Source organism: Flammeovirga sp. SJP92 (assembly GCF_001583495.1).
In the GTDB taxonomy this organism is placed as follows: domain Bacteria; phylum Bacteroidota; class Bacteroidia; order Cytophagales; family Flammeovirgaceae; genus Flammeovirga.
The window spans coordinates 81,112-97,627 of the sequence record NZ_LQAQ01000063.1; the positions used below are offsets into that span (position 1 = coordinate 81,112).

The 16,516-nt window shown below is 35.2% G+C and carries 10 protein-coding genes; 5 read left to right on the forward strand and 5 right to left on the reverse strand.

Annotated elements, in window-relative coordinates; genetic code table 11:
* Positions 1 to 217: 217 nt before the first annotated feature.
* On the reverse strand, positions 218 to 1,390 hold the full coding sequence (locus AVL50_RS16355; protein ID WP_062617578.1) for a hypothetical protein: 1,173 nt from the start codon (positions 1,388 to 1,390) through the stop codon (positions 218 to 220).
* Positions 1,391 to 1,476: 86 nt separating this feature from the next.
* Complete coding sequence (locus tag AVL50_RS16360; protein ID WP_062617579.1) at positions 1,477 to 4,248, reverse strand: TonB-dependent receptor; 2,772 nt, start codon at positions 4,246 to 4,248, stop codon at positions 1,477 to 1,479.
* A 241-nt stretch (positions 4,249 to 4,489) separates the two neighbouring features.
* On the opposite strand from AVL50_RS16360, the gene AVL50_RS16365 reads away from it, so the two are divergent.
* The 5 genes from AVL50_RS16365 to priA all read left to right on the forward strand — a co-directional run bounded on the left by AVL50_RS16365 (position 4,490) and on the right by priA (position 9,510).
* Positions 4,490 to 5,260, forward strand: coding sequence for a peptidylprolyl isomerase (locus AVL50_RS16365; RefSeq protein WP_062617580.1), 771 nt, complete (start codon positions 4,490 to 4,492; stop codon positions 5,258 to 5,260).
* Positions 5,261 to 5,413: 153 nt separating this feature from the next.
* Positions 5,414 to 5,665, forward strand: coding sequence for a hypothetical protein (locus AVL50_RS16370; protein ID WP_062617581.1), 252 nt, complete (start codon positions 5,414 to 5,416; stop codon positions 5,663 to 5,665).
* Positions 5,658 to 5,948: a transposase gene (locus AVL50_RS16375; protein WP_062617582.1), complete on the forward strand. Its 291-nt coding sequence runs from the start codon at positions 5,658 to 5,660 to the stop codon at positions 5,946 to 5,948. Before AVL50_RS16370 ends, AVL50_RS16375 begins: the two co-directional genes overlap by 8 nt.
* Before the next feature lie 355 nt (positions 5,949 to 6,303).
* A complete protein-coding gene (gene tsaB, locus AVL50_RS16380) occupies positions 6,304 to 6,978 on the forward strand; it encodes a tRNA (adenosine(37)-N6)-threonylcarbamoyltransferase complex dimerization subunit type 1 TsaB (RefSeq protein WP_371259041.1) in 675 nt (224 codons plus the stop codon).
* 27 nt (positions 6,979 to 7,005) lie between these two features.
* Positions 7,006 to 9,510, forward strand: coding sequence for a primosomal protein N' (gene priA, locus AVL50_RS16385; protein WP_062617584.1), 2,505 nt, complete (start codon positions 7,006 to 7,008; stop codon positions 9,508 to 9,510).
* On the opposite strand, the gene AVL50_RS16390 is transcribed toward priA, so the two are convergent.
* The 3 genes from AVL50_RS16390 to AVL50_RS16400 form a co-directional block, all read right to left on the reverse strand.
* Entirely contained in the window at positions 9,507 to 12,182 is a 2,676-nt protein-coding gene (locus AVL50_RS16390) for a hypothetical protein (protein WP_062617585.1), read from the reverse strand. The genes priA and AVL50_RS16390 overlap by 4 nt on opposite strands.
* Before the next feature lie 238 nt (positions 12,183 to 12,420).
* Positions 12,421 to 14,784: a glycoside hydrolase family 3 N-terminal domain-containing protein gene (locus AVL50_RS16395; protein WP_253764295.1), complete on the reverse strand. Its 2,364-nt coding sequence runs from the start codon at positions 14,782 to 14,784 to the stop codon at positions 12,421 to 12,423.
* 81 nt (positions 14,785 to 14,865) lie between these two features.
* Complete coding sequence (locus AVL50_RS16400) at positions 14,866 to 16,512, reverse strand: RagB/SusD family nutrient uptake outer membrane protein (protein WP_062617586.1); 1,647 nt, start codon at positions 16,510 to 16,512, stop codon at positions 14,866 to 14,868.
* Positions 16,513 to 16,516 lie beyond the last annotated feature (4 nt).

Here is a 16,516-nt window from a genome sequence, read left to right on the forward strand (position 1 = left end):
ATAAGTTAATAATTTATTAACTTAGCAGAAATCTTTAACTTACATAAGTAACAGTCAACCTGTTATTATCTAATTTATTGATAGAATATTTCAAAAAATAAAAAACCCTAGGTCGAAGGGTTCAACCTAGGGTACTCACGGATTTGGTTTTTTGCGAGTTTATAGTATTAGCTTATGGTTATAAGCTAATACTATTTATATTTTAAACGAGTTCTAATTATTCAGAATCATCTACATATTCTACTTCAGAATCAACATCTTCGATAGAGTAGTTTGAAACTGTTAATTCATCAGATAAAACATTTCTGATTGTAACATCGTTGTGAACATCAAAACCTTTCTTAGCGTTTTTCACTAAGATGTTTGAGAATGAACCTTTAGCACCTTCTCTTACTCTGAAAGCAGTTGTTTCACCAGCTTGACCCATTACAGTAACGTTTTTAACAGTAGCGTTAGAGTAAGGAGTAGCTGAGTTATCTTTAGAGTTGTTATCAATTTCAAATGCCTTGTCGTGGTCTCTAGCAGCATCGTGCTCTACCCAAAGGTTAGTTAAGTTACCTACGAAACCGTGAGCCCAGTCAAATGAATCATCTTCGTTACCTACTGATACTAAATCAGTACCGTTTACAGTACCACCAAACCACTCAAGTCCATCATCTGAACCTTTGAATGCTTGTAAGTAAGATAATTGTGTTTCTGAACCAACACCTGAGAAAGTGAAACCGTTGTGCTCAGACTCTGAGTCATACTTATAACCAGTGAACTCAACACGTACATATTTTAATACACCTGAGTTGTCATTAGCTACAGAACCACCGTACATAACACCTGAAGCAACTTCGTTGTTTGCTTGACCATTTGCATCTCCGTTGTTGATAGGAGCTTTACCGTTGATTAAGATACCACCCCAATCACCAGGAGCTTGAGTAGCTTGACCTGAAGTAAATACGATCATGTTCTCTGCTGTACCTTCAGCCATGATTTTACCACCTTGTAAGATCATTAAGTATGAATCATTTTCAGTAGCTACAACTTGAGTACCTGCTTTGATAGTAAGTGTTACACCACTAGCAACAGTAACAGGACCTGTTAAAACAACAACACCTTCCAATGTCTTATCTGCATCAATTGATCCACCAGCTAACGTTTCAGTTGGGTTAGAGATGTCAACAACAGTACCTGCATAGCTAGCGTCTTTTGCCCATGTTGGAATTGTTTCACCAAAACCTGTAGCACCTTCTACTGCAGCAATCTTGTTAGCAGTATAAGCTGAGTCTGCTAAGCTTACCTCAATTGGGTTTACAGGAGTATTGTTATCATCATCAGAACAAGAAACTAAAGATACTGCTAAAGATGCAGCAACAATCGCGTAACGGAATTGCTTTTTCATAATAAAAATTGTAATTTTAAGGTCGAATTGAAAAAAATTATTTTTGAGAGGGGTGGAATTTTTCCATCCCTCTTTTATTTTGTTTGTTAGAAACTATAAGTAAATCCTAATTTAGCCTCTACACCTTTCTTGTATGTCTCAACAATTCCTGTTGTTCCATTTGAAAATTCTTGGTATAAAGTGATATCAGGGTTCAATAAGTTTTTCACTGATAAGTCTAAACTCATGTTGCCTTTAATCTTATTTTTCATCACAAAATTTAAAGTACCATATGATTGCTCATAGATATCTCCTGCTCCTTGAGAACCTGCTGCAGCAAGACGATCTCCGAAAGTACTGTATGTGATAGAGAAGACTGAAGTTACGTTTTCAGAGAAGATGTTTGCCTCATGTGAAGCATCTACGTTCAACATATAAGGAGATGCTCCGAACATTGCTCTTTTCTCATTTGTGAATAGTCCGTTAGATCCTGACAAGTCTGTTTGTGAAGCTAATAATGTAGCGTTCATACCAATATTACTTCTCTCTAACCAGCTTCCACCGTTTTTGAAGATGTTTGATAATCTTTTAGTTGCTTCAATTTCAATACCTGCTACAAAAGACTCACCTGCATTCACATAAGAGAATTCTGTAATTGATGAAGCTACTGTGATTAACTCGATTGAGTTGTTGATCTGCTTTCCGAAAACACCTACTGAGAATAATTCACCAGAGTTAGGGAAGATTTCATATTTAAGATCTATGTTGTATACCTCTGAGTTTTCCAAGTCTGGGTTACCTGAGATTTTTTGTCCGTTTGCAAAAGTGAATCTAAAAGGAATCAACTCTGACATCATTGGTCTAATAAGTGTCTTTGATGCTGCAAATCTTAAATTTGATTTCTCATTCACTGTGTATTTGAAACTCAATGAAGGAAGTACATCACTTGTTTCTTTGATACTGAATTGATCAGGAGCGTTTGGATCTACTGTACCTTGCTCTTTGTAAACTACTTCTTGGTAACCTTTTTCAAAACGTGCACCCACGTTTACTTTTAATTTACCTGGTAAGATTTCGTATCCATAATCAGCATAGAATGCATTCACATTTAACTTTGCTGTAAATCTTGTATCGTATCTTGCAATTGCGTCATATTCGATTACTCCGTCAGCAACATTTTCATCAATACCTGGCTGAGGATCGTTTACGTCAATTCTTGGAGAAGCTTTAGCATTGTCCAATGAAACCATCCACCACTCGAAAGTTCTATCTTTGAATACACCATTGTATCCTACTGAAAGATTACTGCGGTAAGTATCTTCATACTCATTGTAAGCTCCTAAACCATATACAACACCGCCTCTAGCAGAAAATGTTGTCTCATCCATGTCACTCCAGAATCTGTGTGAATCATCAGGAGCATTTGTAAACAACTTACCGTTTGCTACTTCACCTGCTTCATCATACTCTAAATCTCTATAAGTCAACTGTCTACGATCTGGCTCTTGAGCATTTGATAATGAGTATCCAACACCCCAAGTCGCTTTTAATCTATCGTTTTCACCGAACTTGTGATCACCAATCAACTGATGAATTCTTACAGTACTTTGCTCGTAAGTATTTCTTTCTTTAAAAACTTTGTTTTCATCTCCATTTCCAAGCTCTTCATGCTTACCGTAAAGATCTAAAGTAGTGTTTGAAGATTCGTTGATGAAAATGTTGTTGAATGAAAGTTGGTTTTTGTTGTTGATCTTGAAGAACATATTCGCCATACCTGTAGTATTAGTACCGTAGATATATTCTTTTGTATCGTATTCTGTAATTGTAGTTCCTTGGGCTCTGTAAGTATTTTGTTGACCTTCTCTGATGTCATACTTGTTTTTGAAAGAAGCAGAAGCCACAAAACCAAAAGCACTTTCTTCACCAAACTCATATAGTTTACCACCTGATGCTTTAAAGTTGAAGTTTGGACCTGCCTTCTTTGTGGTTGGAGAGAATGAGTTATTATAAGACTGAGGAGCTTCACGGTTTTCTAATTCTGAAGGTAATGCTCTACCGTTACCAGAAAAACCTAAAAATTCAGCGTCACCATCTTCGAATGTTTTAAAATCTTTACCTGTTGATTGTGTATTGTAAGCTCCAGATACACCTATTGTAAAAAATCCTTCATCTGGGTAATCCTTTGTTACGATGTCTACTGTTGCACCTGCAAAGTCTCCATATAAACCAGGATTAAATGTTTTGTTGATATCAATATTTCTAACTACTCCTGTTGGGAATAAACCTAGATCGATAACTTTTTTGCTTGGATCAGTAGAAGGAACTACTAAACCATTTACTGTTGCGTTGTTGTATCTATCACCTAAACCTCTTACGAAAAGACCTCTAGATTCTACTTTTGTAATACCTGTAACGTTTGTCACAGCCGATTCCACATCTGAGATACCTTTTACAGACATCTCTTCCGCACCAATTGCTTGAATCATTACATCAGCATTTTGTCTTTCAACCATTAATGCTCCTGCTGATTCTGTGTTTGCTTTCGCAACAATTTCTACTGCTTCCAGCTCTTGTGCATCAGAAGCTAACGTAAAGTTAATTACTGTTTCTTGTCCCGCTGCAACTGTAATTTGTTGCTTTGTTTTCTTATAACCAATGAAAGAAGAAACTAGTGTGTAAGTGCCAGGATCGGCATTGAATTGAAAATTACCAAATACATCTGTTGACGCTCCTGTAGTTGTTCCTTCTAAAGAAACACTTGCACCAATTACGTCCTCGCCAGTGTCAGCGTCTTTCACGTTTCCTTTTACAATACCCTTCTGAGCAAAAGCTGATAGTGAAAGCAAGATAAGTGCGAATGAAATGAAATAATGTTTCATCGTAGAGTTTAAAATTCTTAATACTAAAACTGTGTTAACCAAATCACGTTGCAAAAGTATGCGGGCAATGTGTTGTAGTATTTTAGAAATCTTAAACTTGATGTTAAATAAATCCTATTAAATATGAACTCAATGTTACATATTTTGTCAAGAAAAGTTATAAACAAAATATACGCTTCTTTAAAAAAATTATTTTTCTTTGTTTCAAGGTAGATAAATGAACTTTTAAAGAAATCAACGAATGTTAAGAGATTATAAACTTAATTTAATTCTACTTTTTATAGGTTTTATCCTTTTTTCTTGTAATGAAAAGAAAAGCGATAAATTCCAGAAGCAAGAATTTGAAAAACGAAAGAAAGTAAAACGTAAAATGCCCAAACTGGATGACGATAATGCGATGCAAGAGCTAGCATGGTACGGTCCAGAAAATCCTGAAACCATCGTTCAGGTAGAAACAAAATACGGCAACATTAAACTAAGACTATATAAAGAAACATCAAAACACAGGTCAAGCTTTATTATGCTTGCCAAAAGAGGGTACTTCACAGATGCACAATTTTACCGTGTTGTAAAAAATTTCATAGCACAAGGTGGAGACTCTGACGATCCTGATTTCAGAAAGAAAAAGCGTTCTTTTGGTAAATACCATGTTCCAAATGAAATTGATCCCCGTCGTTTTTATCATAAGAGAGGTGCTCTTTCAGCGGCAAGAGCTTATAAAGACAACCCTACACGACAGTCTACCCCTTTTGACTTCTTTATTGTTCAAGGCCGTCCAGTAACGGAAGGAGATTTAGCTCAGTCTGAACAAGATAATGGTTTGACTTATACTAAAGAACAAAAGGATGAATACCGAAAAAATGGTGGTGACCCTCATTTAGATGGACAACATACCGTTTTTGGTGAAGTCATAGAAGGAATGGATGTAGTGGATAAAATCTGTGATGTGGAAACAGACGAAGGAGAATGGCCTTTAGAAGCCATTTATATGAAAATAAAAGTAATTGAATAAATACCCGTAGGGGGTAGACCTGCGTATCTACCCAATGTATGGTATACTCAATGCCAATCCAATGTATAATAATATCAAAACGTCATTATGTATTGAACATGGTGACGTTTTTTCATTAAATTGAATTATTTAAGAAATCAAAACTAACTAAAAATGCCACGCTTAACGAAGAAAAGACAATCTTACAGGTTGCCAACATGGAACTATGATTGGTCGGCCGATTATTTTATTACGATCTGTGTAAAAAATCATAAATGCCTATTAGGTTCCATAAAAGAATCAAAGTTTCATTATTCATCAATTGGTATCATTGCTGAAATTTTATGGGAAAAGATTCCTATTCATCATCCAGAAGTTTCCTTAGGAGAATATATTATAATGCCCAACCATATAACGTTTGAATAATAAAGAGGATGAAAATAAGATCTTAATTGAAACTGATTATCATAGTTTAAAGCATTCTGAAAACTGGCACTCAAAAATTTCACCACCGAAAAACAGTATCCCATCTATCATTAGATCTTATAAATCTTCTGTCAAAAGATATTGTAACCGTTTCGACCTTCAATTTGAATGGCAAAAAAGGTATTATGATCATATCATCAGAGATGGTAAGGATTATTTAAGAATAGAGAATTACATTCTTAATAATAGGAATAAATGGGATGAAGATCGTTTCCACCCGTAGACGCGTAGCCTGCTACGCTTTACTACAAGTATAAAGCAAAATCGATAATTGAATTCTGGGAGTAGATTTTTAAATAACTATATACACCTACAAACGTAGCAGGCTACGTCGCTACAGGACCTACACAATATAACGTAGATGCGTAGCCTGCTACGCTTTGACTACAAGCATAAAGCAAAATCGATAATTGAATTCTTGAGAGTAGATTTTTAGACAACTACATTCTCTCAAAAACGTAGCAGGCTACGTGGCTACAGATGTTTTTCATTAATTATTTCTAACCACCCTTCTATCTTATTAATAAGTATAGTTACTTTGCATTTGAAATATTTCGAGGATATAAATTCAAATCGGTTTGATTTTAAGCATAGATACTTCCACTACTGTTTGTTCAGTGGCATTACATACATTAGAAGGTGAATTGGTTTCTTATTATGAACAGCATATTGACAAGTCTCATTCAGAGTATTTGGCTGTAATGATACAGAATGTGATAGACAATGCGGGCATTGAAATGTCGGAATTGAAGGCCGTTGCGGTTTCTGAGGGACCGGGTTCTTATACGGGCTTGAGAATTGGGGCTTCTACGGCAAAAGGATTGTGCTATACATTAGATATTCCTTTGATGGGGGTAAGTACATTAGAATCTATGGCATTACAAGTTTCTTATTCTATTGATGAAGGAGATTTGATTTGCCCTATGCTGGATGCTCGAAGAATGGAAGTCTATACCGCTTTATATACTTCTAATATGGAAGAAAAGCTTTCTCCTCAGCCGATGGTGATGGATGAGAATAGCTTGTCGGAATATACTGACCGATTGGTTTACTTTGGGAATGGCGCCGAGAAATGTACGCCATTATTTGAAGGTCGATCAACTAAATTGATCAAGAACATTGTTCCTTCTGCTCAATATATTGGTGAATTAGCCATTGAACTTTATAAGAAAGAGGAATTCAAAGATGTGGCGTATTGGGAACCTGAATACTTGAAAGAGTTCCAAGCTACCACTCCACGTAAACGTTTATAATCCTCCTTTCACACATCATCCGCTTTCATGTCTCTATTTGAAGAAAAACATCAATTTGCAGAAATCATCCTTCCTGTACCTGTACCGAAGACGTTTTGCTACTTTATTTCCCCTGCTTGGGATTTAGAGGTAGTGGTAGGTCAGCGTGTACTGGTGGAATTTGGAAACCGTAAAGTCTATACGGGGATTATTGCAGAAATCCATCAGAAGAGACCTGAAGAATATGATCCGAAACCTATTCTTGAGTTGTTGGAAGATACTCCTTCTGTGACTCCTGATCAGATCAAACTATGGAAATGGGTGGCGGAGTATTATATGTGTACGATTGGTGATGTAATGAATATTGCGTTGCCTTCTGGATTAAAATTGAGCAGTCAGTCTTTTATTCAGTTGCACCCTGATTTTTCTATCGACGATAATTTAGAAATGCTCACTGACCGTGAGTTTACTTTTCTGAAATTACTCGAAAAAGAACAAACCATTCCTTATACCAATGTTGCTTCTATTCTAGAGCTCAAAAATCCTTATAAAGCAGTAAAGGATTTAATTGCCAAGCAGGCGATTCTTTTAATAGAGAAAATCAAAGAGAAATATAAACCGAAGATGGAGAAAAGAATCCGTCTTCATCAAAGTTTAGTAGATAATACAGCCTTGTTGGATGGTGTTTTTGATATCATTGCCAAAAAAGCCAAACAAGAAGATGCGTTACTGAAATACCTATCTATGGTTCCTGTTTATGAGGACCCGATGACGAATTATCATGGTGTGAGTAAAAGTGAGTTTATTAAAGAGAATAAACCGCTTTCCGCTAGTTCGGTGGGTACAATGACCAAGAATGGTATTTTTGAAGAATTTGAAAGACAAGTTCCTCGCTTTGAATTAAGCATTGCCGATAAAATGATGCCTACTCCTGAACTTTCGGAAGCTCAAAATGAATGTCTTCAGAAAGTGGTGACGGGTCTGAATGAAAAAGGTACTTGTTTACTACATGGCGTTACCGGAAGTGGAAAAACAGAAATCTATCTACAGCTCATTCAAAATGTCATTGAAAATGGTTCTCAGGCTTTATTTTTAATACCTGAAATTGCACTGACAAGTCAATTGGTACGCAGACTTAAAGTTTATTTTGGTGATGTTTTAGGTATTTATCATTCCAAATTTTCTGATAATGAAAGAGTAGAAACTTGGAAGGGTGTGCAAGAAGGAGACTATCAAGTGATTGTGGGTACACGTGCTTCTTTATTTCTTCCTTTCTCTGATCTGGAATTAATTGTTGTGGATGAGGAACATGATTCTTCTTATAAAGCACAAGACAAGGCTCCAAGGTATCAAGGTAGAGATGTGGCATTGGTTTTAGCGCACTTGCATCATGCTAAAATAATTTTAGGATCAGCAACTCCATCTTTAGAATCTTTTTACTTGGCGGTGAAAAAGAAATATGCTTATGCACCTTTGACGGAAAGATATGGTGGTGCTCAACTTCCTGAAGTGAAAATTGTCGACATCAAAAAAATGCGTAAACAACGCAAGATGAAAGATGAGTTTTCGGATGATTTACTACAAGCTGTGCATGAAACAACGGAAGAAGGTTATCAGGCTATTTTATTTCAAAATAGAAGAGGATATTCTCCTTATGTGAGTTGTGAAACATGTGGTTGGGTGCCCGAATGCCCAAGTTGTGCTGTGAATTTGACATATCATATTTATAAAAATGAATTGAGATGTCACTACTGCGGTTATAAGGAACACGTACCAAAAACATGTGTCAATTGTGGTAGTACGCACCTTCAAACAGTGGGGGTTGGCACACAAAAAATTGAAGAAAGCTTAAAAACCTACCTGACGGACCTTCGAGTGGGAAGAATGGATTTAGATTCTACCCGAAGAAAGCATAGTTATGAGCAAATTCTTACCGACTTTGAACAAGGTCATCTTGATGTTTTGGTAGGAACACAAATGATTACGAAAGGTTTGGATTTTGGCAATGTAAGAGTTGTGGGAATTTTAGATGCCGACCGTTTATTACATTTCCCTGATTTCAGAGCACACGAACGAGCTTTCCAATTATTAACCCAAGTGAGTGGTAGAGCCGGACGAAGGGGAAAAGAAGGTACTGTAATTCTTCAAACTACAACACCTGATGAAACCCTTTTTGCTAAAGTAGCAAGACACGATTATGCTAATTTCTATAGAAAAGAAATACAAGAACGTCAGCAATATCACTACCCTCCTTTCACTCGATTGATCCGACTTACGGTAAGAAGTGAAAAGCAAGATCTCACACGTGAATCAGCGGAATGGCTCGCACAACGCTTGACACATTGGATTGGGGCTAACAGAATTTTGGGACCTCAAGAGCCTGTAATCAACAAAATCAGAAATTATTTTCTTTCAGAGATTCTCATCAAACTTGAGCGTGAGAATTATGACCTCAAAAAGGCAAAAAGTCTGATTCAACATGCTGTGAATAATCTTCGTGAGGAAAAACCTTTTAAGAGGGTTTGGGTGAGTATTGATGTGGATCCTGCTTAAAACTCTCTAATAAATTTATTCAAGTCTTCACCCTGCTCGAGGTTAATTTTCTTTCTTAATCTGTACCTGCTTGTATCCAAACTTCTAGGAGTGATATTCATCAAATTAGAAATCTCTCTATTGCTTAAATTAATGCGGATAAAAGAAAGAATCCTGATATCATTTGCTGTTAACTTAGGGTAGGCTTCTGTGATGTTTTTAATAAAATCCTGCTGTACCTCTGAGAATAAATTTGAAAATAAGACATCCTTTCTTTCTTGATTGATTTCTTCATCAATCATTGCTGACCATTTATTGGATTCATTATTTCTCATCTTATCCAATGCCGTTTTTACCTTACTAAGGAATGCATCTTTTCTATTAATGATTTCCATATATTGAAGCAATTGTTCCTGTTTTAATTCCAGCAGTTCTTTGGCGTTTTCCTGTTCCAAGTTTTCTTTTTGTACTTGTAGTTTTTTCTCGTTGAAATATTTATTAATTCTGAAAAGAATAAAATTAATTAAGATCAGAATTATTGTAGCTGGCAGAATAATCCAAGCAGTATGGTACCAAACATCTTCAATATCAAAAGTTAGTATTGTTTCATTGATTTTACCCTCATTTATTCTATTTTGAACCTCCAATTTATATTCACCTCCTGATAAATTGGATAAAATCACTCCTTCATTCCATATTCCCCATGAAGACCATTCATCATTACCTGATAACTTATATCTATACTTTACAATATCTGAGGTGTATTTATCTGTAAATAACTTAATTTTTAAATTGTTCTCTTCTGCTGAAAAAGTAAGTTCTTTAGTATTAAAAGGATAAGAACGTTTACTGTTTTCATTCCCTACAACCTCCACACTTGAAATAACAGGTACGTCATTACGTTCAAACTGTACTTGATTTTTCATATTGAAATAAGTAATACCCCTGTCAGTAGTTATTCTTAATGTATTGTTCTGGATATCTAGAAAATTATTTTCACGGTTTAAATCTTTCCCTATTGATTTTAATAAAGTCTGATACGAATGTATATTCCCATCAGACAATTGTTGCATCAGTCTTACTTCACCATCTTGCACGTAGGCAATCACACTACCATTAGCATTTTGTACCAATACTTCAATATGAGATGCATCGATATCTTTCAGAAGATTATTTTTACTGTTTACAAACTGTTTTTCCTTATACTTTTTGATTTTTTCACCGTCAGAAAAAATAATTCCATTATGCGTATCATACGCTTTTTTGATACCATAACACACTTTTTTTTCCATGGAAAAATCAGGGGTCATCTTCAACTGAACAACATCAGAATCTGTTATATTTACCCAAACACAATTATTTATGGTATCATTAATCAACTTAGCGTCACCCCATAAATCTACATTATTGACATAAAAATATTGTTCTTTGATTTTAATAAAGTTCTGTAACCCATTATAAGTAGAAACAAGGTAGCGATCTGTATTACCGTATTGCACAATATCAATAACACCAGTATGATCCAATATCGTTTTATACTTTTGTCCATCAAAAATATAAAGGCCAGAATGATGACAGATAAATAACTCTTCATTTATTTTTTTGAGATTCCAGATCTGACCTAAAAGACTTTCATCCAACTCAAATCCTTTATACGTTTTAGAGATAAACAGACCTTTGTTTGTGGCAAGGTATACTTTGTCTTTATAGTCAACGACTGAAAAAGTAGCTGCACCTGTAAAGGGCTTTGAGATTGCACTTTGCAGTTCCACTTTGGCTATTCCATAATCTAGTCCTAACCAGACATTTCCCATTTTATCTCTTTTCATAGATAAAATGGTATCATCCAATAATCCATCTGAAGTATTTACATCATTGATGATCTGATTCGAATTATCTAACATTACAAATCCTTCAGTTACCGTACCAATACAGTAATAATCATTATTATAAGAAGTCGCAGTAAAGAGTGTTTTTCCCTTAAGGGTTGATGGTAATTTGATTTCTGTCAGTTCGTTTTCATCGTATTTATAGAGCTGTCCATTATAAAGTAAAATATAAAGGTCTGTACCTCTTTGAAATAATTGTCTTACTTCTTTATAATAAAGTTCTGGAAATTCATGCTTCACATTTAATGTATTATTGAAGATATAACCAATTTTACCCGTTTTTAGTATAGTCCAGACTTGCCCTCTCCACTTTGTAATTGTATTGATTCCTTTAAAATATTCAAGCGTATTGGTAGTTTTGTTTTCTAAATTATAAATTACAAATTTGTCTTCCTGCTGAAAAATAATATTCTCCCCATCAGACTCAATATTCCACACATGTCGGTGATCCAAAACTCCCAGGCTATGGAAATTTAAAACTCCTTCTTCTTTAATAAAATATCCGAATTCTTTACCACCTACCCAAAGTGTATCACCTATTGCTTTAAGAGACCTTACTGGACTTTTGGAAGGCAAAGGAAACAAAGACCATTGGCCATGGTTGTAAGATAATAAGCCATCAGTATTTCCAAAATAAACAATATCATTTTGATCAATATCAATTGCCCAATTTTGTCTACCTGCTTGATAATCTGCTTTTTCAAAACTGATAACATTGGGAGTGGAAACCTGTCCCGAAACCCATAAAGTGGAGCACAAGAAAAAGGTGAAAAACAATAATAATTTATTATTCGATACGTGCATTAATTTAGTAAAAAATCTATTTAAAAAGTTGCCGTAATTGGCTTATTTCATCTCAACAAATTAATAGTAAAACGAAAGTTATCATTTTATTATTAAGTAATAAGAAAACACTATGCTGTCTTACTAATTAGGCTATTTTAAGTAACAATTTCAATATTTCCAAATCAACTATCAATAAGAAGATGAATACTCTGATAACACTGAATACTCACCTTCTCTTTGACTTATCTAAACTATTTTATTGATACTTTTTCATCTCACTTACCTTAAACATTTCAAACTGATCAGCAATCATCAATTTAAAATCTCCTTTTTCTACCGTTTTCTTCAAATCTGCCCCAACAAAAGCAAGTTCATCAGCTCTTAGTTTAAAATTAACTACTTTTGATTCTCCAGGCTTTAAGTTGATTTTTTTAAACTTTCTCAAACGTTTATTATCTGGAGTTATAGAAGCATAAAGGTCTTTTACATAAAGCTGAACTACCTCTTTTCCTTCAACATCACCCGTGTTTTTTACTTTCACCTGAACATTAACACTTTCATCTGGATCGATCTCTTTTTTAGAAAGTAATAATTCAGAATACTCGAAAGTAGTATAACTTAAACCAAACCCAAATGGAAATTGGAAAGGTAAAGAAGAATTGTAATCGTACATACCTTGCATTTTTTCTTGTGCTTCAGAAGGCTTATGGTCATAAGTTCCCAATGCATTAGGGTACATAGGATAAGAGTAAGGTAATTTTCCACTCGGGTTGTTTTCTCCTATTAGAATACTTGCTAAAGCATCGCCTCCAAAATTACCAGGTAGATAAGTTTGAACAATAGCATTCATTTTCATATTAAACTGAGAGATCAACCTAGGACGTCCTTCATTTAGTATTAAAATTACAGGTTTTCCTGTTGCAGCCATCGCTTCTGCTAATGCTCTCTGGTTTTGAGAAATATACAGGTCATGCAAATTCCCTACTGATTCTGTATATGAATTTTCACCTAAGCAAAGAAGAATTACATCATTTGACTTTGCTGCATCAACAGCTGCTTCTATATCAATATTCATTTCTTCAAAATATTGACCATAATGATTGTATTCTACACCTGCCACAAAAGTGACTTTATCATGTCCAAATTTGTTTTTTACTGCGTCAAATATGGTATTATAACCCTGAGCAAATTGCTCTACCTTTTCACCCTGCCAAGAGTAAGTCCAACCTCCATTCAATGTACGCATAGAGTTTGCATTGGGACCTGTCACTAAAATTTTCGCTCCTCTTTTCAATGGCAGTAAGTCTTCTTCATTTTTCAATAAAGTGATGGATTCTACAGCCGCATCATACGCTACTTTTTCATGATCTTTACTTCCAAAATCAGGGTACTCTTCCACTTTTGGATATGGTGTCTCAAATAAACCTAGATTGATTTTCAACTTAAGTATACGTTGTACTGCATCATCAATTCTATTAATTGACACTTCCCCTTCATTGACTAGATCAATCAAGTGAGTTGTAAAATTGAAATCATAAGGAATCATAGACATATCAATACCTGCATTAATTGCTTTTTTTACAGCTTCTTTGTGAGTATCAGCAATTTTATCACGGTTATGTAAGTTCTGAATATCAGCCCAGTCCGTTACCACTACCCCTTTGAAACCTAATTCACTACGAAGCAACGTAGTCAATAAATTAAAATCAGCGTGAGCAGGTGTACCATTAATGATTCCTGAATTGATCATTATGGTTTGTGCTCCTGCATCAATTGCAGCTTTGTAAGAAGGTAAATAATGTTCTCTCAATTCTATCTCAGGTAAATAAGAAGGAGTTCTATCTTTTCCTGACTTTTCAGATCCATACCCTACAAAATGCTTAATACATGATGCTACTTTATTAGGGTTACTTAAGTCATTATTTACACCTTCATAGCCATTAATTGCTGCTACTCCCATTTGAGAAGTGAGATAAACATCTTCACCATAGGTTTCCCATAAACGTGGCCAAGTCGAACTTCTGCCCATGTCCAATACTGGAGAAAAATTCCAAGGAATTGAGCTTGCTCTAGTTTCATAGGCAGTGATTTCCGCTCCTCTCTGAACCAGTTCAGGGTTCCAAGTTGCTGCCATTCCTATTTGCTGTGGAAAAAACGTTGCTCCTTCTGTATAAGTAGTTCCATGAATGGCATCTACACCATACAAAACAGGTATTCCTATTTCTTTTAATGAGACCTGCTGAATTTGTTTGATGACCTCATTCCATTTTTCTCTTGATCTTGCTCTATTGTTTGCAGTGTTTAAAACAGAACCAATTTTATACTTTACAATCGCTTCTTCTAATTTCTTTTGGTCCAGCGTTATTGGCTCATCACTGACATATACATTTTCACCTTTTGTAATCACATCTAACGTGATTTGGGCCATCTGCCCAACTTTTTCTTCAAGTGTTAATTTCTGAAGGATTTTTTCTGCCTTTTTATCTACAGATATTCTACTATTAATTATTTCTGAGATAGCTTTTTCCTTCCTTTCTTCTTCTGATTTAAAAGATGTCACACTCCAGAAACAACATATAATTAAGATGCTAATAAAGGGAAGTTTCAGTTTTTTCATCATGATAATTCTATTCTATTAAATTGGAAAAGTAATTCTGAACCAAAAGGACAGAATTACTTTTAAACCAACTATTCCGATGTATTAATTATATCCTTCATTTTGTTTTAGAGCTGAATGCAAGTCCAGTTCATATTGAGGAATTGGTAGGAAGCCTTTTTTAGATAGATCAAATGTCACTTCAAAAATGGATGGATCGCCATTTTGAGAAACATCACCTGTAAAATTATATCCTGCTTTATTGATATACTTTTCATCCGTATCTGTAGGAGGGACCAATTGATAATTTGAAACTGTCAATTCTTTATCTGCTTCCGCTAAACCTCTTCTTAAAACATCAAAGTAACGATGTCCTTCAAAGGCCAATTCCACTCGACGTTCATGCTGAATATCTTCTAGAGTAACACTTGAAAGAGAACCTAAGCCCGCTCTTTCTCTGATGATATTTACATATTCTGTTGCCTTACCATTGTTGGTATCAACATATAATTCTGCTGCTAACAAATAAATGTCTGCAAGACGTAGATAATGATAATTCTGCCCCCAGTTCAAAGGTGTCTCTGCACTTGCTTTATTCCAGAAGTGAGTAGTGTACTTGTTAGAATGCATAGATGTGAACTGGTAATTCATTTCATAAGTTTTACCTGTAAGATCAATTAAATCTTTAGCGTAAACAATGGTAGCAGGCTTTCTTATATCTCCTTCTTCAAACTGTGCTTCTAGTTCTCTTGAGGGAGCAAACAATCCCCACCCAGGAGCCAAGCGGTTACTTGAATGTTCTCTAGGCCCAGACATTTGACAATAAATACTTCCAAATGACCAGTCTCCCCAGTGGCCCGAACCTGTATTTACGAAAGTGATTTCGAAGATGGCCTCTTTTGAAAAATTGCCATTCTCATTAAATAAATCAGCATAATTTTCTTCCAACTTATAGTTACCACTATTGATAATTTGTTCTGCGTAATCAATGATAGCTTCTTTTGTAATAGGATTACTCCCTGCCACAGGTAAACTTTGCTGATTATAATATCCAGTGTAAAACATATATACCTTTACCAATTCGGCCATTGCGGCGTATTTAGTAAGTTGCCCATCAAATTCAGGTTCTACTTTATCAGTCATAAATGCAATGCCTGTCAAAATATCTTTTGAAATTTGAGCATATACCTCTTTAGGGTCTGCTTGTGTAATGGAAGTCCATGAATCACCTTCAAGAGGCTCAAGAATCAATGGAATATTTTCGAAATAACGTACTAATTCAAAATAAAAATGTGCACGTAGAAAAGTTGCTTCCCCTCGGATAGTCTGCTTCAGATTGCCATCTTTAGCAACGAAATTAATCTGATCATAATTGGCAAGCAAAGTATTGGCTCTCTGAATCGCTCCATAACATTTACTCCATGCAGCCAAAGCAGTTGATGAATTTGTAAATGCCTTAAAATTGCTCATTCGTTGTAAAGTAAGCATATCATTACCATCTGGGGACCCTCCAATATGAGCATCATCTCCTAATGCTGCTTCCATAATTGGGTTACTGTTTGGAACAGTATTATTATAATCTGATCTCAATTTTTCATATACTCCAAACAGGGCTTGCTGTGCTTCTTTTGAAGTAGAAAAATAAGTTCCCGCCGTTTGTGATTGCGTTGGATTTACATCCAAGACACTGTGACATGAAGTTACCGACATTACTGTTGCTACACCGGCAATTAATATATTTTTAAGTCTCATGATT

What these genes read in the sequence shown, in the direction of transcription:
- AVL50_RS16355 (WP_062617578.1), bottom strand. Translation starts at nt 1,390, where the DNA reads ATGAAAAAGCAATTCCGTTACGCGATTGTTGCTGCATCTTTAGCAGTA.
- AVL50_RS16360 (WP_062617579.1), bottom strand. Translation starts at nt 4,248, where the DNA reads ATGAAACATTATTTCATTTCATTCGCACTTATCTTGCTTTCACTATCA.
- AVL50_RS16365 (WP_062617580.1), top strand. Translation starts at nt 4,490, where the DNA reads ATGTTAAGAGATTATAAACTTAATTTAATTCTACTTTTTATAGGTTTT.
- AVL50_RS16370 (WP_062617581.1), top strand. Translation starts at nt 5,414, where the DNA reads ATGCCACGCTTAACGAAGAAAAGACAATCTTACAGGTTGCCAACATGG.
- priA (WP_062617584.1), top strand. Translation starts at nt 7,006, where the DNA reads ATGTCTCTATTTGAAGAAAAACATCAATTTGCAGAAATCATCCTTCCT.
- AVL50_RS16390 (WP_062617585.1), bottom strand. Translation starts at nt 12,182, where the DNA reads ATGCACGTATCGAATAATAAATTATTATTGTTTTTCACCTTTTTCTTG.
- AVL50_RS16395 (WP_253764295.1), bottom strand. Translation starts at nt 14,784, where the DNA reads ATGATGAAAAAACTGAAACTTCCCTTTATTAGCATCTTAATTATATGT.
- AVL50_RS16400 (WP_062617586.1), bottom strand. Translation starts at nt 16,512, where the DNA reads ATGAGACTTAAAAATATATTAATTGCCGGTGTAGCAACAGTAATGTCG.